This is a genomic window from Aurantibacter crassamenti, assembly GCF_016811105.1.
Lineage (GTDB): Bacteria > Bacteroidota > Bacteroidia > Flavobacteriales > Flavobacteriaceae > Aurantibacter_A > Aurantibacter_A crassamenti.
Map to the genome: position 1 here is coordinate 131,602 of NZ_JAFBGM010000002.1, position 23,235 is coordinate 154,836.

The following is a 23,235-nucleotide window of genomic DNA, read 5'->3' on the forward strand; positions in this document are numbered from 1 at the left end:
TTACGAAAGGACTCTTTTACGAGAACACTATATGAAAATGAAAAATTAACTCCGTTTTAATTACATGATAAACATACCATGATTTACGAATCTATTTAAATAAATGTTGTGAAGTATTGTAAAAATGTGGTGTGCGTGTAGGAATATGTTGTGTAGGAATATTCCTACTAGTACTTTAATACAAAAAAGTATAATTTTAATCTAATTTATAGCCTCAGATAATTCACTTAATAAACTATTTGCATCAAAAAGTGGTTCTTGACCTAAACCAGTTCGAACTACAACTAAGTCTTTTGAAGGTATAATATACACGCGCTGCCCTTGGAAACCGTTTACTGAATACATATCACGGGGTACATCAGGATATTTTCCACCAGCATTTAACCAAAAATGAGCACCATAAACTCCATCTGAATTCATAGTAGGTTTGGTAACATAATCTACCCACTCAGGAGCAAATATTTGTTTTCCGTTCCAATTTCCTCGATGTAAGTAAAGTAGTCCAAATTTAGCCCAATCTCGTGTAGTCGCCCATCCATAAGAAGATCCAACAAAATTACCAGCAATATCAGCCTCTAACAGCATAGAATTCATTCCAATTTTATCAATTAATGCCTCATACGGATAATTGACATATTCTTGATGCGTATTAAAATGGTCTCGTAAAATACCTGATAATAGATTTGTGGTACCCGAAGAATAATTCCAAATTTCGGTTGGTGGTGCTATTGCCATTTTATTCAATTGAGCAGAAGGCATATCTGCTGTCATAAAAAGCATTTTATTTACGTCTGAAATACTTGCATAGTCTTCTTCCCATTCTAATCCGCTTTGCATCCGCAATAAGTGATTCAATGTAATATTTTTACGTTCATCGTTTTGCCAAGCTTGAATAGGAGCGGGCTCATTTATATCTATTTCATCTTGATAATCAAGAATACCATATAATGTAGCTAAAACGCTTTTTGTCATTGACCAGCCTAAAATTGGAGTTTCCGCCGAAAATCCTTCAATATATTCTTCAGAAATAATATGGTCTTTATAAACAACCATTACCGTACGGGTCATTTGGGTCTCATAGTTAGCAAGAATTTTTTTAATCGCTCGGTCTACGCGATCATAATCTACATTGGCAAAAACAGAATCTTTAATACCATTATTACCATACGGAAATGCTAAATCATTTTTTAAGAAAGTTCTTTTTGGCGACGGTAATTTTATCTCCGGATTATAATCTTCGGTAACCAAAGCACAACCCAATCCGTCTCTACATATACTGGTTCTAGGTACCAAACTATACACCGATGCCGTTACACTTGAACCCTTTACTTTCTCCAAATCTGCCAATTTAATTAAGGGCATATTATTATCATTCTCTAATATATCATTGTAATCACGATGTGAAATAAAATGTGTGGATGCCAGATTTTTGGCAGCAAAACCATTGATGAAATTTAGTTTTGGATAATTATAAAAAATGACGATAGCTAATACTATGATTAATGCAATGAAAATTCGCTTGAATAATTTCATAAATATGGAGGACGTTTTAAATATAATTTAGAACAACGAAGTTAATGAACTAGTAAAAAATAGATAGGTCTTTAGTACCTTTAAATAAAACAATCAGTTTTATAATTCGAATGAGTTGTTTCTGTGAAAGATTAAGCATGAAAAAACAGTGGATTTTAATAGTGTTAATTCTTTTCAGTCTGTTATCGTGCAACAATACAGAGTCGTACAGTTGGAAACCTTTAGAAGTGAAAACATCTGCCTATAATTCTGTTGCTGCTCAAACCGACCATGAACCTAATATTGCAGCTTGGGGTGACACATTAAAACCAGGAATGAAGTGTATTGCAGTTTCAAGAGATTTAATAGCTTTGGGGCTTAAGCACAATACCAAGGTAAAAATAGCAGGCCTATCAGGTATCTATCTTGTAAAAGATAAAATGAATGCGCGCTATAATAACCGCGTTGATATTTATATGGGTACTGATGTAAAACGTGCTAAAAAATGGGGGCAAAAAAAATTAAAAATCAAATACGCTATAGAAAAACCACCAACTGAAAATGCTGAAAACTAAAAATATAATTGCCAAACCATTTCAAATTAAAGCCACATTAATCCTGCTTGTATTGCTAGTATTCTCTAGCTGTTCAGGGCAAAAGAAGATAATTGACAAGCCAGTAATTTTTGACGATGAAAGAGTTAAGCTATCTCTAGAGTATTTAAAAGACCATTATGATATTCATCAAGAAGTACCTACGATAGACCCAAAAATGATTGTATTGCATTGGACAGTCATACCCACAATTGAAGAGTCATTTGAATTTTTTAAAAATGCTACTTTATCAAATACTAGAGATGATATTAGCAGTGCAGGATCCCTTAATGTTTCCTCACAATTTATGGTTGATCGTGATGGTTCAATTTATAGACTAATGCCTGAAAACTACCTTGCACGGCATGTAATTGGGTTAAATCATTGTGCTATTGGTGTAGAGAATATAGGTGGTACTGAAGACCTACCCTTAACGGAAGCACAGTTAAAGTCTAATATTTGGTTAGTGAAATATCTAGCTAAAAAATATGCTATTGATTATGTAATAGGACATTATGAATACACGCTTTTTGATGGTCATGAATTATGGCTAGAAAAGGATGATGGTTATCGCACTGAAAAAACTGATCCAGGTACAGAATTCATGGCAGAAGTGCGATCGGCTACAAAGAATATGAATTTCAAACCATTACCAAACAAACAATAATGAGGCTAACAATTTACACAATAGCAGTATGTTTTTTTACATTATCAGCTTACTCACAAAAAGCAGAAATTACGGAATCACTCTATGAGACCTATGAAAAATACAAAGAGCCTAGTTTAGCAAAAAGACGCATAAAACACAATGAAATTCAGCCATTACTTAATGCTGTAAAATCAGATTCACGTTTCACTGTTAAAAAAGTAGGCACTTCAATTGAAGGTAGATCATTATCGCTTGTGAGTATTGGTTCAGGTAAAACCAGTGTTTTTCTATGGTCTCAAATGCATGGTGATGAACCCACAGCAACGCAAGCCATTTTTGATATTCTCAATTTTTTAAAAAGTGATGATTTTCAAAAAGAAAAAGCAGCAATATTAAATAATCTTACAATTCACTTTTTACCAATGCTGAATCCGGATGGGGCAGAGCGATTTCAACGTAGAAATCTGTTGGGTATTGATATTAATAGAGACGCTTTACGATTACAGTCTCCCGAAGGGCAAACATTAAAAAAAGTGCGTGATAGTTTAGATGCCGATTTTGGTTTCAATTTACATGACCAAAGCAGGTATTATAATGCGGAACGCACTGATAAACCAGCAACAGTTTCATATTTGGCTCCCGCCTATAATTACGAAAAGGATATCAACGAAGGGCGCGGTGATGCTATGAAGGTCATTGTTTTTATGAATTCAATTCTTCAAAAATATGCACCCGGACAAGTAGGAAGATATAATGACGATTTTGAACCCCGTGCCTTTGGTGATAACATTCAAAAATGGGGAACCAACACCATTCTTATTGAATCTGGCGGATATACTAACGACCGCGAAAAACAAGAAATTAGAAAATTAAATTATGTATCAATTCTTTCAGCTATATATACAATTGCTAAAGAAAATTACAGAAACATTCCGTTAGAAGATTACGAGAAAATACCCGAAAATGATCGTAAACTATTTGATTTAAAAATTGAAAATGCTACTTATACATTATTAGGCAAAGAATATCTACTTGATATTGGCATAAACCAACTAGAAGTAGAAAAAGAAGGTAATAATGATTTTTGGTATAGTAGTAGAATTTTGGATCAAGGTGATCTCTCAACTTTTTATGGCTACGAAACCTTTAATGCTAACGGTTATAAAATTATACCAGGTAAAGTACACCCAGATGTAATCACTTCTAAAGAGCAATTAAATTTAGTAACATCTGACTATATATCGCTTTTAAAACAAGGGTATACGTTTGTTCGCTTGGCAACAATTCCAACAGAAATGATAGCTTCACCTTTTCCAATTCATATAATTGGTAAAAAATACGATTTACCGGAGTTCAAAATAGAAGTAGGCCAAAACCCTACATTCTTACTAGAAAAAGGCGGAAAATTAGAATATGCGGTTATTAATGGTTTTTTGATTAACCTAAGTAGTGCTAAAAAACAAGCTTTTAAAAATTCAAAACAAACCAAAAATGCTATGATTTATAGGTGATTTTTAAAAGCTCGCTTAAATCACTTAGATAAGTGACATCAATAACTTATAAATTAAAATATTCTAGAAGTTAAGTTTGGTATTAATACCCAAACTTAATATTCATATGAGGTCCATAAACAAATAACATTACTAACATTGTAACTAGCAATGAAAATATTGTAGAGAATAAAAAGATTGATAATGCCTTATACCATTTTGGCATTCCGTTTAATGAGCTGTTGCGTACAATTACGTTAATTACATCCATTTTTTTCATTTTTATGCCTGAAGAAATCAGACAAGGTTCAACTTCAATAGCAGTTCTTCGGATGTAGGTTCTCTAAATGATTTTGGGGTCATTCTCGGTAAAGAAACAACTTAGAAATCATACACCCCACCCGATATTGTATCAATTAGATGAAAGGTATGAAATAAACGTTCAGTGGAAATCACATGTAGGCAAAAACTTTCAAGAATTCTTCAAACAAGGTAATAAGACGTAATAAATAGCAGTACTACGAATGATACACTAGAAGTATCATTTTTTTATTATTTCACAATTAATCATAAAAAAAGCACCTAATTAGGTGCTTTTAATCGATTTATTTAGAACTTTTATTCACAACCACCCGTAAAGCCAGTTGCATTAAATTTTGTTTGAACAGCACCTTGTTTGCTTCCATTAACAACTTGAATGGCTAAGTTATTTTCACCACTACCATCGCGTTTTGGAGAACAATATTCGAAAAGATAAAAACTGTTTGCGCGCTGAGAAACTCGCTGCGAAATTTCATTAAAATTGGTTTCAAGTTCTTCCTTGTTACCAGCAAAAACGGTATAAGTTTTACCAATACTGGCTAAAACTTCCGCATCTATTTCGGCTCCTAAACCAATACTGAAAAAAGAAATATTTGGGTCAGCACTCTCCACTTTTTGCAGTGCAGCCGCTTCGGTATAACGTGAAGCTTGATCGGTACCATCTGTAAATATTACAACAGAAGCTGCACCAATTTTATCATCTTGTGTACTTGTAGCCAATAATTGACTGGCAATATCAGTTGATTTTATTACCGCACCGTATAAATCTGTTGAGGGGTCATTACTAATATCATCAGTAATACTATCAATAGCAGTAATCAAATCATTTTTTGAAGCAGTTAAGTCATTCAGCAAATGCAGCTCATCTTCACCGTCAAACCAATAAATAGCCATCTTCACTGATGGATTTTCAGTAACGGGCATCACATTATTTACAAAGCTAACAGAAGCAGTTTTTAACTCTTCAAGACTAGAACTCAAAACACTATTACTTAAATCAAGTACTAAAAGTGTATTGTTACTAAAAATCTGAGAATTCGGAGAAATTCTAGCATTCGACTCAGAAGGTGAAATAGTATTGAAACAATCGTCATTTCTACCTTGCTCATAAATTGTAAACTTATCAGCAGACAAGCCAGATACCGGTGCGCCGTCTGTATCAGACACTTTAAACAATATTGATATTTTTCCGGGTAGTGTAGTAAATTCTTCTTGAATAGATAAGACTAAATCGCTTTCACCGAGTTCTAAACAATCGTCAACGGTCGTTCCTTTACCTAATCCTTCTTCACCTTGGTTAATTTGAAAGTTCACATCATCATCAGCATTTCCACATGAAAAAAACATAGTAAAAACAAAGAATAGACTAGCTAATTTAAATAAGTTTTTCATTTTATTCTCGTTTGAGGTTCACCTAGCAGAACGGTCAAAATCCCTTTAAATTATAGGCTACCCCGAAAATATATGTTAAACCTTGTTAAATTTTATCATCTAATAATTAGTAACTTTCCGTTCGCTAACCATCAATTACATTTTCCAACCAATCTTATGAATAAGTTTTTTCTATTTTCTATTCTCTTATTTGGATGTTTATCCCATGCTCAAAAAAAGAATGAATCCTTTCAATTAAACATTAAAAAAACCAATCAAACCATACTAATTGATGGTAATGGCGACGATATTGCTTGGCAAAATGCAGACGTTGCAAAAGATTTTTATATGGTTTTGCCTATGGATGATGGGCCTGCGAATGAAAAAACTGAAATACGAATGACTTATGATGATAAAAACTTGTATCTATTAGCAACTTTCTATCATGGTAAAAAAGGAAATTACACGGTAGAATCTTTACGACGTGATTTTACATTCGGAAAAAACGATAACTTTTTATTGTTTATGGATCCATTTAACAATCAAACAACCGGATTTTCATTTGGTGCAAACGCCTATGGTGCTCAATGGGATGGAACCATGCATAGCGGAGGTAGTGTTGATTTAAATTGGGACAGTAAATGGATATCTAAAACAACACGTGATGACGAAAAATGGATTTTTGAAATGGCCTTGCCTTTTAAATCTATTCGATATGAAGAAGGGGTAAAAGAATGGGGTATTAATTTTAGTCGTTTAGATTTAAAAGCAAGTGAAAAATCAAGTTGGACGCCTGTACCTAGACAATTTCCGACAGCTTCATTAGCATATACCGGAACTTTAGTTTGGGACACACCACCGCCAAAACCTAGAGTAAATTTCTCGGTAATTCCCTATGTATTGGGAGAGGTTAATCAAGATCGAATCAATAATAAAGAACCAAAATATGAAGGTAAAGTTGGTGGTGATGTTAAATTCAGTATTTCATCATCTTTGAATTTGGATATGACGGTAAATCCTGATTTTTCACAAGTTGAAGTAGACCGTCAGGTTACCAATTTAGATCGATTTGAGTTGTTTTTTCCGGAAAGAAGACAATTCTTTCTAGAAAACGGCGATCTTTTTGCAGGTTTTGGTTACCCAAGTATTCGTCCGTTTTTCTCTAGGCGAATTGGTTTAGGCGTGCCCATTCAAGCTGGAGCTAGACTTAGTGGGAATCTCAACGAAAAATGGCGTTTGGGCGTTATGGACATGCAAACTGCCAGCGTTGAAGAAAGTGGATTACCAGGTCAGAATTTTGGAGTTATTTCCGTTCAACGAAAAATGTTTAGTCGCTCTAGTCTCGGTTTACTTTTAGTCAATAAACAATCTGTTAATTACCCGCTAGAAAACGACTCTATAAGTGCTTTATATCCTAAATACAATAGAAATTTTGGAATGGAGTATAACTTGGCTTCCAAAACCAATTTATGGACAGGAAAAGCATTTTTTCTAAAATCATTTGCTCCAAATAAAGAGGATAGCGGTATTAGCCAAGCAGCACATGTTCAATATCAAAATAAAAAATGGAATTGGAGAATTGAAGAACAATGGGTAAGTGATAGCTACACAGCCGAGGTGGGTTATATTCCTAGAAATGGGTATGTGAAATTCAACTCGTTTTTAGGTCATTTATTTTTTCCAGAAGCAGGACCAATTGTTAGCCACGGGCCTAAGTTAAATGGGTTTTATTTTTTTGATGAGAACTTTAAAGAAACCGACAATACTACGTATTTACAATATTTAATATCATTCAGAAACAGAAGCAGTTTAGACTTTTTTGTGTCACATGATTATGTTGAGCTATTATCACCTTTTGATCCAACTAGATTAGGAATTGCTGACCTAGCAACAGGTACAAAACATAAATGGAATGCTTTCGGATGGGAATATGCTTCAAAACCACAAAGCTTACTGACATACAGTTTCAATGGACGCTTAGGAGGCTATTATTTAGATGGAAATAGAACCAGCCTTTCAACCGAATTAGGTTATCGGTTTCAACCCTACGTTAGTTTAAAAGCCAATTTAAATTACAATCGCATAGAATTACCTGCCCCATGGAATATTAATGAATTTTGGCTTATTGGTTCAGAAGTAGATATCACATTTACCAATAAATTGTTTTTTGCTAATTTGTTTCAATACAATGAGCAGACAAAAAACTTTAATCTAAATTCAAGATTTCAGTGGCGCTATGCACCAGCATCAGATCTATTTTTGGTGTATACCAATAATCAAATGATAGATCCCAATATACCTAGAGATTGGGCATTGACATTAAAATTCACCTATTGGTTTAATAATTAACCAATTATGTTTATAAACTAAACTTTACACACATATTTTCAATAGATATTTTTAGTAACTTGTTGAAAGTAAATTTGTAATAAATTTCATAAATTAAATTAAAGAATATGCCAACGTATCAAGTTAATGTAAATGGCGGTACACAAACAGTAGATGTAAGTGAAGATACCCCCTTATTATGGGTGCTACGCGATCATCTAGATTTAGTGGGTACCAAATTCGGTTGTGGTATTGCCCTATGTGGTGCTTGTACCGTACATGTAGATGGAGAAGCTATGAGAAGCTGCTCCACAACTCTAGCCCAAGTGGAGGGCAAAGCTGTTACCACTATTGAAGGACTTTCTGAGGACGGTTCTCACCCGGTGCAACAAGCATGGAAAGAAGTAGATGTACCCCAATGTGGATATTGTCAAGCAGGTCAAATAATGACAGCTTCTGCCTTCTTGGCCAAAAATTCTAGTCCAACTGAAGATGAGATTAAAAACGCTATGCATGGTAACATTTGCCGATGCGCGTCATATACCAGAATAAATCAAGCTGTTAAAAAGGCTGCTGAAAAAATTGAATCTTAAAGCAAAAATAATATGTCTACTACAGAACAAAATAAATCTATAGCTTTTAGTAGAAGAGGCTTTATGAAAACCACATCATTAGCAGGTGGTGGTATGTTAATAGGGTTCAATTTATTTAACTCTTGTAAGCCGAAAGCTGAGCCAACAATTGATTTGGCTAATCTAAATTATAATGACTTCAATGCATTTATACAAATTGCAGATAATGGTGCGGTAACGATACATTCTCCAAATCCAGAAATTGGGCAAGGTGTAAAAACAGCTATGCCCATGCTAATTGCAGAAGAATTAGATGTGGCATGGAAGGATGTTTATGTAAAACAAGGAATATTAGATACTAAAAATTTTAAAAATCAGATTGCAGGCGGAAGTCAGTCTTTACGTGGCGCATGGCAACCGCTAAGGCAAACGGGTGCAACCGCCAGGCAAATGTTGGTTAATGCCGCAGCAATAAAATGGGGTGTTGATGCATCTGAATGTTCAACAAGTGAAGGCGTAATCACAAACGCCAAAGGAGAAACCTTGAGTTATGGGGATGTTGTCAATGAAGCTGCCCTTCTTGAAGTTCCAGAAGAAGTTACTTTAAAAGAAATAAGTGATTTTAAAATTATTGGTACTGAAGTTCGTAATGTTGATATTGATAAAATTATTTCAGGAAAACCGCTTTTCGGATTGGATTATAAGGAAGAAGGAATGGTTTACGCCACAGTACTACGGCCACCAGCTTTCGGTCAAAAATTAGAATCATATGATGACACAGAAGCTAAAGCAATACCAGGAGTTATTGATGTTATTAAAATTGGTGAAGGCGCAAATAAACTTTTGAATCATGAGAAACGAAACTGGACGGTAGTACTTAGCAGCACTGATAAAGTCGTAGTTATTGCCAATACAGCATGGGAAGCCATGAAAGGCAAAAAGGCAATTAAGGCAAAATGGATAGAAGAATCTACTCTTGAAAGTACGGAACTACACGATCAAAAATTAACTGGACTACTTGATGGTAAAAATTTTACTACGTTAAGAGAAGATGGCAATGTTAATAAGGCTTTCGCTCAAGCAGATGAAATTTTAGAGCGAACATATGAGTCTCCGTTTTTACCGCACAACTGTATGGAACCGATGAATTTTTTCGCAAATATTACTGCCGAAAAAATCCATTTGGTAGGACCAACACAAACGCCAGAATTTGTTGCACAAGGCGTGGCGGCTATGTTGGACCGCGATCCAAGTGAAGTGCATTTAGAAATGACAAGAATGGGTGGTGGTTTCGGCCGTCGTCTCTATGGTGATTTTGTGTATGAGGCTGCTGAAATATCAAATGCCATTAAAAAACCAGTTAAATTGGTTTCAACTCGTGAAGATGATATGACCACAGGTGTATATCGACCAGCTATAAAGTACAGAATTAAAGCCGCGGTCAAAAACGGAGAAGTTACTGGATATCATGTAAAGGAGGCAGCCATTAATAGTAATATGTATGGTCTAATTCCTAATTTCTTTCCGGCTGGCGCAATAGAAAATTATAAAGTTGACGTTGCTAATTATCAAAGCAACATTACAACAGGCGCATGGCGTGCACCCTATACCAACTTTTTGGCCTATGCCGAACAAAGCTTTTTTGATGAATTAGCAGAGGTTATGAAAATTGATCAAGTTCAGTTACGCTTAGATTTATTAGAAAAAGTGAAAGGTACAACAGATGAACGCATACAATATTCACCAGAACGACTTCAAAATTGTATTCGTACAGCAGCTGAAAAAGCAGGATGGGGCAAACAAGCCGATGGTGTTTATCAAGGTTTTGTCGCATATTATTGCCATAATTCGCATGTTGCAGAAGTTGCAGATGCTGTAATTGAAAATGGAATGCCTGTTATTACAAAAGTGACTTGTGTTGTTGATTGTGGAGTTGTTGTAAATAAACTCGGTGCAATGAATCAAATTGAAGGTGGCGTGATTGATGGAGTTGGTCATGCAATGTACGGTAGTTTTGGCTTTGAAAATGGAGCACCAACTTCTAAAAATTTCGATCGTTATCGATTAATTAGAATGAAGGAAGCACCTTTGGTAGAAGCGCATATGATTCAAAATGATTTCGCACCAACTGGTTTAGGTGAACCAACATTACCGCCTGCTGGTGGAGCTGTTGCAAACGCATTAAAAGCAGCTACGGGTAAACGAATTTACAAGCAACCATTTATGCAAGATCCTGAATTTTGGAGAACTCCAGAAAAAGAGATACTAGGATAATTAATAGAATTGATTAATTTTTTTATATAAATTATTGTTCTGAAATTATTAATCAAAACGACCACCTCTTAAAGTGGTCGTTTTTAGTTTATCATATCAATTATGACAAATAATAAAGAAATTGCAATTTTAATTTTGGCAGCAGGTGAATCTATACGAATGGGAGAGCCCAAACAATTGTTGCCTTGGAAAGAAACAACGCTTCTAGGAAATATAATTAATGAAGCAAAACTGGTTTTGCCATTAAATATCAATGTTGTTTTAGGTGGAAATTTTGATGCTATTAAGAATATTAATGAATTAAAGGAAGTTAATGTAATTTACAATCCAAATTTTCAACAAGGGCAGGGCACCTCGATATCCATTGGGATAAATGAAATTTTAAAAATTAATAACAGTATTAAAGCAGTTTTAATACTGCTTTGTGATCAACCGTTAATCACAAGTCAATACCTAAAGGAACTTATTGTCGCCTTTACTACCAATACTAAAGGAATAGCAGCTACAAAATATGATAATACACCTGGGGTACCAGCCATTTTCCATAAAAAATATTTTCAAGAATTAACCAATTTAAAAAAGGATAAAGGTGCCAAACACACTATTATTAATAATAGTTCAGATATCATACTTGTTAATTCAAATGGAAAAGAAGTAGATATCGATACAAAAGAAGATTATAGAAAATTAATTTAGAAGACTTGTTTTGAGTTATAGAATTTTATTTAGTTTTTTAATTTTTTCGACGGCCTTTACAGCGCAAACGGTGGTCCAAAAACCAAACATTGCTATTGCTGATAAAATTTATTTACAATTAAGTACAACAAATTTTACGGTTGGACAAACAATTTGGTATAAAGCAATAGTTACAGATTCTAAATACCATTTACCAAGTAAATCTGGTGTGCTTTATGTTGATTTGATTGATTCTTTTGGAAATATAAAAGAACATCAACTTTTAAAATTAAAAAATGGTATTGGTACTGGAGCTATATATTTAAAAGATGAATATTTAAAGGGTAGTTATTTAATACGTGCTTATACACGTTGGAATCTAAATTTTGATAACGCATTTATATCGCAATCACAAATTACAATTTACGATGATTTAATAAACGATAAATCAAGTGCGTTTAATGGACTAAAACTTATAAAACAAGATAGCAATAACCATGCTGTTGTAGGTAAGTTTATCCCTAAACAACTTGGGTTTAGTGATGAAGTAAAACTGCACTTAGATTGGACAGAAAATAGCGATTCCATTATAATTAAAAAAAGAGAAATAGGTGCTTCTTACCAATTAAATTATAAATTGGAAGGGAATCCAAATTGGATAAACTTAAGACTTAAAAATAAAGAACGCATTTCAGATGTTAAGACCTTAATTCTAAATGATTCTTTACTCGATGTTCAATTTTTTCCTGAAAGCGGACAGTTAATATCCGGCTTACCCAATAAAATTGGATTCAAAGCTGTTGGATTCGATTCTAAGGGAAAAAAAATACGTGGTACTGTTTATGACGATTCTGGCAATCAGATTTTGAAGTTTGAAAGCAATCATTTAGGAATGGGCTTTTTCACAATGGTTCCTTCATTTAACGCTACCTATACAGCTAAAGTTTCTTTGTTTAGTAACACCAAAATAAATACTATAAAAAAGATACCAACTGCAAAGCAGTATGGGAGTATTTTATCTATAAATAAGAACACCGATACGGTAAATGTAAAAGTATTATCAAATAATCTACAGGGTTATTTTTATATAAAAGTTAGCTGTAGAGAAAATGATTATTATTTAATTGAAGGACCACTTAGAAAAGGACAACTAAATACTGAAATACCTGCTAAAGGTTTACCACATGGCATTCTTGTTTTTACGCTTTTAAACGAAAGGCAAGAGCCCATAACAGAACGCTTATTCTTTAATAATAATAAAGAAAATAAACTTGCAATAAATGTAGAAACAATAAAAACAGCGTATCAACCAAGAGAAAAAACCACATTAAAGGTCCAGATAAATGAAGGTTCTCGTCCATCAATTAATACAACGCTGTCAATAATGGTATTAAATAAAAATCTTTGGTTAAAAGATTGTGAGAATATTAATTCGTTTTTTTATTTAAGTTCTGAATTACGTGGTGAAATAGAAAAACCAGGGTATTATTTCGATTTAAAAGCGGACCGATTTAACGATTTAGAAGCGCTATTACTAACTCAAGGCTGGCGTAATTATAAATATCCCATTAAGCGAAATAGTAATAAGTTTAATCAATTACAACGTGCATTAAATGTTAGCGGTAATTTATTTTCTACTAATAAGAAAAGAAAACCATTAGATCAAAACACCATTTCATTAACAACTTTTGGAAAAGAAACGACTATTTATTCTCAGGATACCGATAGCTTAGGAAGATTCAATTTCAATTTAGAAGATAATTATGATAATCGCCAAAGAATTTTACTTTCCGCAACTAAAAGTACTGATTCAAAAGACAAATTAAGTTTGGTATTAAATACCTTAAAAATCCCTCAGATTAAATTTCGAATAACTCCAAGAAAAGAAAATTTTGACTCTTTAGCACAAAAGGTGATTTCAGAAAAAATAAATAGGGATAAATCCCAGAAAGTATACGATTCATTAAGTGGAGTAACTCTGCTCGATGAAGTAATTGTATCAGATGTATTTCTACATCCTAACCGAAAAAAATATTATGAGAAATTCGGTGAACCTGATATAATCATTAAAGGAGAAGTTTTGAGGAAACAAGAAAAAGATTGGTCTTATGGTTTATTTAGTATTCTGCAATCCAACTACGGCGAACATATTAAGATTGAAAAATTTTCGGATGGATTTATGCTTGCACATATAAATGCTGGGAGTAAAGAGTCCACATTATTAGCTGTAGACGGACGATTGTTACAAGTGTTCGAATACGAAAATGTACCATTCATGCCCTCTGAAATAATTGAAGATATTGAGTTAATTAAGTATTCCAAAAACTTTAAGAATAAATATTTGCAAGTATTTCCGGATGCAGATCCTTTAAATGCTCCTGGAATTGGACACATAATTTCCATTTACACAAAAGGTGGGGTAGGTGTTACTGGATCAGGTAAACCTATCCCTGGTACATTAAGTACTACCATTGATGTTTTTACACCTATTAAAGAATTTTACAAACCAAAATATGATACTAATTCAACAAATAAAGGAAAACTACCAGATTTAAGGTCTCTAATTCATTGGGAACCTCTTATTAGAACTGATAGTCTCGGAAAGGCAAACATCGAATTTTTTAATAATGATGTACAAGGAGAGTACCTTGTCATTATTGAAGCCATTTCAGAAAATGGTAAAATTGGTTATCAAGAATTGAATTATAAAATAGTAGATTAAATAGAAGAAATACTTGAGCTTTACTTTATATTTAATTTTAGATATTTTTTTATTTGTTATATGCTATTTTTGAAAAATTGTGCATCTTCAAAAATTAATTGTTAATTACCAAAACAAACAGCATGCTTCTTAAAAAAGTAACTCAAACAGTGTTTTTACTTATTTCAATGGGTACAATTGCCCAAGAAATGAGCTTTGAAGAGTATAATCCTACATCCACTTTAGTAGTACCAACAAATGAGGTTAAAAGGGCCAAATTTCCATTCGTTGACATTCATAGTCATCAACGCGATATGTCAGCTTCAGCCTTAACCAAAATGTTAAAAGATATGGATGCTCTTAACGAAGGCCTTATGGTTAATTTGAGTGGAGGATCAGGCGATCGCTTAAAAAATATGGTTGAAAGTATTAATGCGAATTATCCCAATCGTTTTGCTGTGTTTGCAAATGTAGATTTTGATAATGTAGGTAAAGAAGGATGGACAGAAAACGCCGTTAAACAGTTAGAAGAAGATGTAAAAGTTGGTGCAAAAGGCTTAAAAATTTTCAAAAGTCTTGGACTACGTTATAACGATACAGAAGGCAAGCGTTTAGCAATAGACGACCCACGCCTAGACCCAATATGGGCTAAATGTGGTGAATTGGGTATACCAGTACTTATTCATGCAGCTGATCCAAAATCATTTTGGGATTCAATGGATAGTGATAATGAACGTTGGTTAGAACTTAAAACACATTCACGTAGAAAAAGATCAGCAACTGATCCCGCTCCGTGGCAACAAATAATTGATGAACAACATCGAATGTTTAAAAAACACCCGAATACCAATTTCATTAATGCCCACATGGGGTGGTACGCAAATGATTTAGCAAAATTAGGCGAATTAATGAATGAAATGCCAAATATGTATGTAGGTATAGGAGCGGTTATTGCGGAACTAGGTCGCCAACCAAAAAATGCAAATGCTTTTTTTACAAAGTACCAAGACCGCATATTATTTGGAAAAGATAGTTGGAAACCAGAGGAGTTCCCCACTTATTTTAGAGTTTTAGAAACTGAGGATGAATATTTTCCATATTATAAGAAATACCATGCTTTTTGGTCAATGTATGGACTTGGTCTCTCTGATGAAATACTTAAAAAAGTATATTACAAAAATGCTTTGAAATTATTACCCAATATTGATACAAGTGTTTTCCCAAATAACTAATCTAGTTTAGTTATAAGAGTTATAAGATGAATAATTGCGTCTCAATATAATCTTGCACAAAAATCCAATTCATTTTAAGAACCAAAGCCGCTGAAGGAATATTATTATCTTCTATTGCAGAAATAATTGCATCATGTTGATCATTTGAGTTATAATGAAAAGAATCATCCGCCATAAATTCTCTTTCGTAGAAAAATATGCGGCTCTTAAGATCTTTTAAAATTTGTTGAACTACTGAATTATTATAATTGGCTGTAAGCAGCCGATGAAATTCCATGTATGCATTCACACGCTCTAAGGGCTCATCAGTTTCTGAAATCAATGTACGCTGTTTTTTCAAGGCCTCTATTGTAAGCTCATCAAAAGTAGATTGTTCAAGTGCAAGTACTTCTAAATGCGCAACAAGCTCGTATAAATTCTTGGCTTCTTCATGATTCACTTCTGCAATACTAAATCCGCAATTGGGTATAGCCCTTACAATATGCGACTGCTGTAATTGCGTTAACGCTTCACGAATAGGCGTAACACTAACTTTTAAATCTCTTGCCAAAGCTGCAAGATTAATACGTTCACCAGGCACCAAAATCCCTAACTGCATCTGTTTTAGTAGATGTTCTCGTACCTCGTTACGTAAAATAATCTTTTTAGCCATGCTTCAAATATAATAAATCGTATACGATTTATAACGAGTTATACATACAGTTAGTATGCATGATACTTTACTTTCTCGTGTTATAATATGTTTATCAAATAATAACAATTAACCATTCATCGGTAAAACTGTTCATTCATCGAATAGACCTGAATTTTAAACAGGTCTCGGCACTAAATAGCACACAACTTCGTTTTTAATTTTGTAAACCAAAACTCTAGTTATAATGAAAGCAATGTTTATTAGAAAATCACTTTTAATTCTTGGTGCAATTACAATTTTTGTTAGTTGCAGTGATGATGATAAAAACGTAGTAGTTGAAGAGCAACAACTAAACAAAACGGATGTAAAAACAATTTTAGAAACTGATTCATATACAAAGTCTTTTGACAACATTATTTCAGAAGTATATATAAATAACGGTTCTTCAGGTAAAAACACGGAGTGTTACGTATCTGAATATTCTGAGACTGGATTTACCATCGAATTTGATAATTGTACAATAAACGGTACAGAAAACGTGACTGGTACACTTTCAGCAGTTTATACATCTACTGAAAATGAAATTGCATATACAGTTACTTGGAATGACTTTAGTTTTGGCGGTACACTTATTGACGGCACACGTAGTTATACAATTAATTCAGATGGAGAAGAATCAATAGGATTCTCAGCTACAAGTAATATTGAAGTAACATTGGCTGATGGTTCGATTATTAAAGAAACCGGTACAAAAGAAATCACTTTCACTTTTGGAAGCAGCTTAGAGACAAGCATTTATACTTTAAGTGGTGAATGGAACGTAGTAGCTGACGGACATACATATATAGTTAATGTGGATGACGTAGTAGAAGGTAATCTTTCATGCGCTTACTTAAATAAAGGCACTATGTCTGTATCTAAGAGTGGATTAATTGTTGATGTTGATTTTGGAGATGGCGAATGTGATGATATAGCCAAAGTTATTTATCCAAATGGTGATGAAAAAGAGATTTCACTAGACGATTAAAAAAACAAAACTTATTAATTAGCCTCGCAGTCCGTAATGATTGCGAGGCTTTTTGTTTGTTATTATTTAATAACAATTGCAATTCTAAATCAGTATCTATGCGGATTTAAGTTATATTCGAAGCTGATGAAGTCAATACAAATAGCAATAAAAATGAAATCATTTAGCATACAAGAAATCACTACTATTCTAGAAGGCACCTTAATAGGTAATACCAATCAACAAATTACCGGTCTAGGTGAAATAAAGGAAGCAACTAAAGAACAGCTTACATTTATTGGAAGTTCAAAATATGTTAAACTATGGCCAGAATCTAAGGCTGCGGCGGCAATAGTAAATGAATCATTAAATATTGAACAAGATGACTCTCGTGCACTTATAAAAGTTAAAAATGCTGATTTGGCAATGGCTAAGTTATTAGAAGTATTTAGTCCTGAAGGCCCCGTTTTCGATACTGACATACATCCATCGGCCATTGTTCACGAAACTGTTACAATTGGTGAAGGCACAAAAATAGGTGCAAATTGCTATGTTGGTAAAAACGTAACTTTGGGTAAAGGGGTGATATTATATCCTAATGTATCTGTTTTTGATGATACCACAATTGGTGATAACACTACAGTTTGGTCAGGTACTGTTATTCGCGAACGAACTCAGATTGGTAGCCATTGTATATTTCATAACAATGTGAGCATAGGGGCTGATGGTTTTGGTTATCGTCCTAGTGATGATGGTCGCGGACTGGTGAAAGTACCGCATATTGGCAATGTAGTTATTGGTCATTATGTTGAAGTTGGTGCTAATTCTTGTATCGACCGAGCTAAGTTTAGTTCAACTATTATTGGTGATGGCTGTAAAATTGATAACCTAGTACAAATTGGTCACAATTGTATAATGGGCCGTTTTTGTATAATGGCCGGTAGTAGTGGTTTAGCAGGATCTGTGACTTTAGGTGATGGTGTTATAATTGGTGGTAGTGCTTCAATAAAAGACCATACAACAATTCACACCGGCGCTATTGTGGCTGCAGGATCTGGTGTTATGAAAGATGTTCCCGCTGGCATGACCGTTTTAGGCTATCCAGCAGCGGAATCTAAAGAAAAGTTGAAGCAATGGATTGCTTTACGAAAATTAGCTCGAAATTAGCACCTACGTATAAGCCAAATATGTACAGAATTGAATACGCAAAAACACAATAAGTTATTAATAGTTCTAGCATTCTTTTCAATTTATGTAATATGGGGTTCTACATATCTACTAAATAAGATTGCTGTTCTAGAATTGCCTCCTTTTATGCTAGCTGGCTTTCGCTTTTTGGTGGCTGGACTATTAATCTTCGTTATTTGTAAATTTTCAGGAATCCCTCTTAAAATTAGTTTCAATCAGTTTAAGAACACCACTATTGCTGGCTTTCTATTTTTAGCCTACGGTAATGGAACAGTGGTTTGGGCATTGCAGTATATTGATACTGGTTTTGCTGCACTTGAAATTTCTGCTCAACCTTTAGTTGTACTTATCTTAATGCGTCTAATTCAGGGGAAAAAAATACAAACAATGTCAATTGTTGGCGTTTTTCTAGGCTTCATTGGCATCTATTTATTGGTAAGTCAAAAGGAAATTATTAGCCAAGAGAACTCCATATTAGGTATGGTACTTGTATTTACGGCCATGCTCAGCTGGGGCTATGGAAGTTTATTTGTTGGAAAAGCAAAACTACCATCAAATTTCTTTGTAAATACTGGTTATCAAATGTTTACAGGAGGTTTGTTAATGTTGATTATAAGTATTTTTACTGGGGAAGAATGGACATCACCTTTGGATTGGAGTGGAAATGTTCAATTTTCAATGTTGCTTTTAATAGTATTCGGAAGTATCGTAGCGTTTACCTCATTCAACTATTTATTACGCGTAGTATCACCCGAAAAAGTAGCTACCAATACGTATGTAAATCCAATAATCGCATTACTACTAGGTTGGTATTTTTTAAATGAACAAATTTCACTTCAGTCCGTAATAGCCGCTACAATTTTATTGACAGGTGTATATTTTATTAACACCAAAAAAAAGCTAACCTTATACTCCAGGTTTTTTAAGAAAGATTCTATTGATACGCTTTAAAATCTGTGAAGAATGTATTAAATTCAATCACTTATGAGAATACTGGCTTTAAATCTGTTGCTTGTTTTTGCGTTTTGCATTTTGTCATGTAAATCAGAACCTTCAATAAGTTTATTTAATGGTAAAAATTTAGAAGGCTGGCATATTGATATTCCTGAAATGGATACTGTACCAAGTGCGATAAACCCGTTCATAGTGCGTGATGGTATGTTGGTAAGTTTGGGCGTACCCCAGGGGCATATAATAACAGATGCTGAACATGAAAATTTCCGATTAGAAATAGAATATCGTTTTGCTGGTGTTCCAGGTAATTGTGGTGTATTGGTATATGCATCTACACCACGATCCTTATATGAAATGTTTCCTAAATCAATAGAGGTTCAAATGATGCATGAAAATGCAGGTGATTTTTGGTGTATCGTTGAAGATATTGAGGTAGAAAATATGCTAAAAAGAAGAGGACCTAAAGAAGAATGGGGCATTACAGAAGGCAAAAAAAGAAGAATTCTAAATCTCACTGATGGTTCTGAAAACCCAGTAGGTGAATGGAATTCAATGACAATTGAATGTGTTGGAAATAAACTCAAGGTTTGGGTAAATGGTGATTTTGTAAATTATGGATATAATGCAACGGCAAGCAAAGGTCAAATAGCGCTGCAAGCTGAAGGCTCAGAAGTAGAATTTAGAAAAGTAGTGTTAACTTCTATAAATGAGCTTAGTAATTACGGAGACAAATAATAGTAGATATGAAAAATAAAATCAAAACCGATTCTGATAAAAGTAGAAGATCATTTATTAAAAAGTCTGGCATTGCACTTGTGGGAGGTTCTTTGATTTATCCTTCTGGGATGATGGCTTTTAACACTTCAAATAATGACAAAATTAGAATAGGACTCATTGGTTGTGGCGGAAGAGGTACTGGTGCAGCATCTCAAGCTTTATCAGCAGACCCCAATACTGAGTTAGTGGCTATGGGTGATGTTTTTGAAGATCGATTAGATGGAGCATACAATCAACTTATAAAATTAAAACCGAATCATATAAAAGTAGATTCCGCTAATAAATTCGTTGGTTTCGATGCTTATCAAAAAGTGATTGACTCTGGTGTAGATGTGGTTTTATTGACTACACCCCCTGCTTTTCGTCCAGATCATTTGAAAGCTGCCATTGACGCAGGTAAGCATGCTTTTTGTGAAAAACCAGTTGCTGTAGATGCACCGGGCGTTCAGAAAGTATTGGCTGCAGCAAAAATGGCTAAAGAAAAAAAGTTAAATGTAGTTTCTGGTTTTTGTTTTAGACATGACACGATGAATCTTGAAACAATGAGCCGTGTTTTAGGTGGAGATATAGGCGAAATTAGAGCAGTAACTGCATACAGAAATGGTGGAGAACTTTGGTATAAGGATAGAAAACCTGACTGGACTAATATGACCTATCAAATGCGTAATTGGTACTATCAAAACTGGTTATCAGGTGATTTTGTTGTAGAACAATCAGTTCATAGTTGTGATTTAATCTCTTGGACAATGAACAATGAAATGCCAATTAAAGCTATTGGTAGCGGTGGACGTCAAGTGAGAACCGATAAGAAATACGGAAATATTTACGACCATTTTGCTACAGAATTCACGTATGCAAATGGAGCAAAAGCTAATCTTTTTACCAGACAACAAGCAAATACGCAAGGCCGAAATACTGTTGAAGCCTTTGGTACCGAGGGTGTTTCGTATTTAAATCTATATGGTAAAAGTGAAATAACAGGTAAAAAACCATGGCAATATAGAGGCGAACGAAATGATATGTTTCAAGCGGAACATGACAAGCTTTTTGCTGCAATACGAAGCGGTAATCCTATAAATGATGGTGAGCTTATGGCAAATAGCACAATGATGGGCATTCTTTCGCGCATGGTTGGGTACACCGGCCAAGAAATCACTTGGGAAGCTGCATTTAATTCAAAAGAACAACTAGGACCTAATTTTGAAGACTATGCTTGGGATTTCGAATTTGAGATGCCAGAAATAGCCGTTCCGGGTAAAACAAAATTTCATTGATTTTTTAAGCCAGCCAAAAAATGACAAGCAACAAAACGAACTTATTTATATTTATTTCAATATTACTTTTTTCTACGGAAGTATTTAGCCAAGAACCGGACATTATTTTCGGTACAGAAATAGCATTAGATGATTTGAACGATGGTCAGGTAAAAAACTCCAAGAACATCAATTGGATTAATGTGAATACAGAAGACGATACTTGGCGAATTGAAGATGAATTATTAATCTGTAAAGGATTGCCAATAGGAGTGATGCGATCTGAAAAACAATACGAGAATTTTATTTTAGAAGTTGATTGGCGACATATGGAAGCTGGTGGAAATTCTGGTGTGTTTGTTTGGAGCGATGCTGATCCTAATCCAGATTCAAGACTTCCGGGTGGAGTAGAAGTGCAAATGTTAGAATTAGACTGGGTTAATCTAAATACACGAGATGGAAAGAAACCGCCAATTGCATATGTACATGGCGAGCTATTTGGGGTTGGTGGGGTAACTACAAACCCAGATAACCCAAGGGGTACACGAAGTAAATCCATTGAAAATAGAGCTATAGGAAAAGGGGAGTGGAACAATTACAAAGTTATTTGCGTAGACGGAACTATCAAATTATCCGTAAATGGAAAATTTGTAAATGGCATTAGCAAATCAACCATTAAAAAGGGCTATTTATGCCTAGAATCTGAAGGTGCAGAAATACACTTTAAGAACTTCAAACTTATTGAATTACCAGCTGGCGTTACTTCTGAAGATCAAATTGCTAAAGAAATCAAATAAACTCCGGCCAGTATTGTTTGATTTTTTTTCTAAGATAGGTTACACTACGTTCCAACTGATCCATACCATCTACACCATCTTCAATACTAATCCACCCGTCAAAACCAACACGCTTTAATTCGGTAAAAATAGCATCGTAGTCATTAAGTCCTTTACCAATTTCGCCATGCCTTAATCTTTTTGCATACCCCACAGAGCCACCTTCTTCATTTTTAAGATCTTCAATGGTACCAGATAACAAATACCGATCACTTGCGTGCATTGTTACCACTCTATCTGATACTTTATATAGAAGTTCTAATGGTTCTTCGCCAGCCAAAAAAGTATTACTAGGATCATAATTCACACCAAAGTTTGGGTAATCTATACTATTTACAAGCTTACAGAAAACATCCATTTGTTGAGCAAATTCAGGGTATTCCCAAAAATCATCTTTATAATGGTTTTCAAGAATTAAGGTGATTCCTAATTCTTCTGCCAAAGGCAAACAAGCTTTTATACAATCTGCTGCTAATTGTACACCTTCATCAATTGTTAGCTCAGGTCTACGCTGCCCTGATAAAACACGGCAATATTTTCCACCGAGAATATCAGTCATTTGTATCCATTTGAGTTGCTTTTCAATTTCGTTGTTTCTAAAAGATTCATCAGGATGCGTAAAATCAGGAGAACAACACAACATTGGTATTACCTTACCATGACTTTCAACTTCCTTTCTAAAAATCGGCCAATTTGCTTCATCTTCCATCTCAAGAAATCCGGCATACCATTCTATTCCATCCACCTGAAGTTTAGAAGCTAAATCTATCCATTCAGAAACCTTCATCGTTCCATCTTTACAGAGTTGATGCATAAATGCTTTTGGAAATACTGCTAATTTGGGCATATCACTTTTGTTTTGTTGTACT

General features: G+C 34.2%; 20 protein-coding genes. 15 read left to right on the forward strand and 5 right to left on the reverse strand.

The window, feature by feature from the left end; genetic code table 11:
* Positions 1-201: 201 nt before the first annotated feature.
* Positions 202-1,533, reverse strand: coding sequence for a serine hydrolase domain-containing protein (locus tag JQC67_RS13195; protein WP_203253392.1), 1,332 nt, complete (start codon positions 1,531-1,533; stop codon positions 202-204).
* 137 nt (positions 1,534-1,670) lie between these two features.
* Here JQC67_RS13195 and JQC67_RS13200 point away from each other — a divergent pair, with 137 nt between their 5' ends.
* Genes JQC67_RS13200 through JQC67_RS13210 form a run of 3 tightly spaced genes read left to right on the forward strand, consistent with a single transcriptional unit; the run spans position 1,671 to position 4,265 of the window.
* Positions 1,671-2,087 carry a 3D domain-containing protein gene (locus JQC67_RS13200; protein ID WP_203253393.1) on the forward strand — a complete coding sequence of 139 codons (417 nt, stop codon included), beginning with the start codon at positions 1,671-1,673 and terminating at the stop codon, positions 2,085-2,087.
* Positions 2,074-2,772 (forward strand): peptidoglycan recognition protein family protein, encoded by a 699-nt coding sequence (locus JQC67_RS13205; protein ID WP_203253394.1) that lies wholly within the window; start codon positions 2,074-2,076, stop codon positions 2,770-2,772. Before JQC67_RS13200 ends, JQC67_RS13205 begins: the two co-directional genes overlap by 14 nt.
* On the forward strand, positions 2,772-4,265 hold the full coding sequence (locus JQC67_RS13210) for a M14 family metallopeptidase (protein WP_203253395.1): 1,494 nt from the start codon (positions 2,772-2,774) through the stop codon (positions 4,263-4,265). The genes JQC67_RS13205 and JQC67_RS13210 overlap by 1 nt, the downstream gene beginning before the upstream one ends.
* 82 nt (positions 4,266-4,347) lie before the next feature.
* Here the strand turns inward: JQC67_RS13210 and JQC67_RS19065 are convergent, their stop codons facing one another.
* Entirely contained in the window at positions 4,348-4,515 is a 168-nt protein-coding gene (locus JQC67_RS19065; protein ID WP_238934758.1) for a hypothetical protein, read from the reverse strand.
* 347 nt (positions 4,516-4,862) lie between these two features.
* Entirely contained in the window at positions 4,863-5,957 is a 1,095-nt protein-coding gene (locus JQC67_RS13215) for a vWA domain-containing protein (RefSeq protein WP_203253396.1), read from the reverse strand.
* Positions 5,958-6,113: 156 nt separating this feature from the next.
* Between JQC67_RS13215 and JQC67_RS13220 the strand changes: the two genes are divergently transcribed.
* From JQC67_RS13220 to JQC67_RS13245, 6 genes are all read left to right on the forward strand, one after another.
* The gene (locus JQC67_RS13220; RefSeq protein ID WP_203253397.1) at positions 6,114-8,285 is read left to right on the forward strand and encodes a DUF5916 domain-containing protein; all 2,172 of its coding nucleotides are present in this window, start codon (positions 6,114-6,116) and stop codon (positions 8,283-8,285) included.
* A gap of 107 nt (positions 8,286-8,392) precedes the next feature.
* Positions 8,393-8,857, forward strand: a complete 465-nt coding sequence (locus JQC67_RS13225) for a (2Fe-2S)-binding protein (RefSeq protein ID WP_203253398.1) — start codon at positions 8,393-8,395, stop codon at positions 8,855-8,857.
* A gap of 12 nt (positions 8,858-8,869) precedes the next feature.
* Positions 8,870-11,110 (forward strand): xanthine dehydrogenase family protein molybdopterin-binding subunit, encoded by a 2,241-nt coding sequence (locus tag JQC67_RS13230; protein WP_238934767.1) that lies wholly within the window; start codon positions 8,870-8,872, stop codon positions 11,108-11,110.
* Positions 11,111-11,212: 102 nt separating this feature from the next.
* Complete coding sequence (locus tag JQC67_RS13235) at positions 11,213-11,806, forward strand: nucleotidyltransferase family protein (protein ID WP_203253399.1); 594 nt, start codon at positions 11,213-11,215, stop codon at positions 11,804-11,806.
* Between the two features lie 70 nt (positions 11,807-11,876).
* The gene (locus JQC67_RS13240) at positions 11,877-14,507 is read left to right on the forward strand and encodes a hypothetical protein (protein WP_203253400.1); all 2,631 of its coding nucleotides are present in this window, start codon (positions 11,877-11,879) and stop codon (positions 14,505-14,507) included.
* A 122-nt stretch (positions 14,508-14,629) separates the two neighbouring features.
* Positions 14,630-15,718 carry an amidohydrolase family protein gene (locus JQC67_RS13245; RefSeq protein WP_203253401.1) on the forward strand — a complete coding sequence of 363 codons (1,089 nt, stop codon included), beginning with the start codon at positions 14,630-14,632 and terminating at the stop codon, positions 15,716-15,718.
* 19 nt (positions 15,719-15,737) lie between these two features.
* On the opposite strand, the gene JQC67_RS13250 is transcribed toward JQC67_RS13245, so the two are convergent.
* Entirely contained in the window at positions 15,738-16,370 is a 633-nt protein-coding gene (locus JQC67_RS13250; RefSeq protein ID WP_203253402.1) for a GntR family transcriptional regulator, read from the reverse strand.
* A 226-nt stretch (positions 16,371-16,596) separates the two neighbouring features.
* Between JQC67_RS13250 and JQC67_RS13255 the strand changes: the two genes are divergently transcribed.
* The 6 genes from JQC67_RS13255 (at position 16,597) to JQC67_RS13280 (ending at position 22,327) form a co-directional block, all read left to right on the forward strand.
* Positions 16,597-17,379, forward strand: a complete 783-nt coding sequence (locus JQC67_RS13255) for a hypothetical protein (protein WP_203253403.1) — start codon at positions 16,597-16,599, stop codon at positions 17,377-17,379.
* A 153-nt stretch (positions 17,380-17,532) separates the two neighbouring features.
* Positions 17,533-18,525, forward strand: a complete 993-nt coding sequence (gene lpxD, locus JQC67_RS13260) for a UDP-3-O-(3-hydroxymyristoyl)glucosamine N-acyltransferase (RefSeq protein WP_203253404.1) — start codon at positions 17,533-17,535, stop codon at positions 18,523-18,525.
* Between the two features lie 30 nt (positions 18,526-18,555).
* The gene (locus JQC67_RS13265) at positions 18,556-19,497 is read left to right on the forward strand and encodes an EamA family transporter (RefSeq protein WP_203253405.1); all 942 of its coding nucleotides are present in this window, start codon (positions 18,556-18,558) and stop codon (positions 19,495-19,497) included.
* A gap of 33 nt (positions 19,498-19,530) precedes the next feature.
* Entirely contained in the window at positions 19,531-20,235 is a 705-nt protein-coding gene (locus tag JQC67_RS13270; protein WP_203253406.1) for a 3-keto-disaccharide hydrolase, read from the forward strand.
* An 8-nt stretch (positions 20,236-20,243) separates the two neighbouring features.
* Positions 20,244-21,551: a Gfo/Idh/MocA family protein gene (locus tag JQC67_RS13275; RefSeq protein ID WP_203253407.1), complete on the forward strand. Its 1,308-nt coding sequence runs from the start codon at positions 20,244-20,246 to the stop codon at positions 21,549-21,551.
* A gap of 20 nt (positions 21,552-21,571) precedes the next feature.
* Complete coding sequence (locus JQC67_RS13280) at positions 21,572-22,327, forward strand: 3-keto-disaccharide hydrolase (protein ID WP_203253408.1); 756 nt, start codon at positions 21,572-21,574, stop codon at positions 22,325-22,327.
* Here the strand turns inward: JQC67_RS13280 and JQC67_RS13285 are convergent.
* Complete coding sequence (locus tag JQC67_RS13285; protein WP_238934769.1) at positions 22,320-23,213, reverse strand: sugar phosphate isomerase/epimerase family protein; 894 nt, start codon at positions 23,211-23,213, stop codon at positions 22,320-22,322. The two genes, JQC67_RS13280 and JQC67_RS13285, sit on opposite strands and share 8 nt — an antisense overlap.
* Positions 23,214-23,235: the final 22 nt, after the last annotated feature.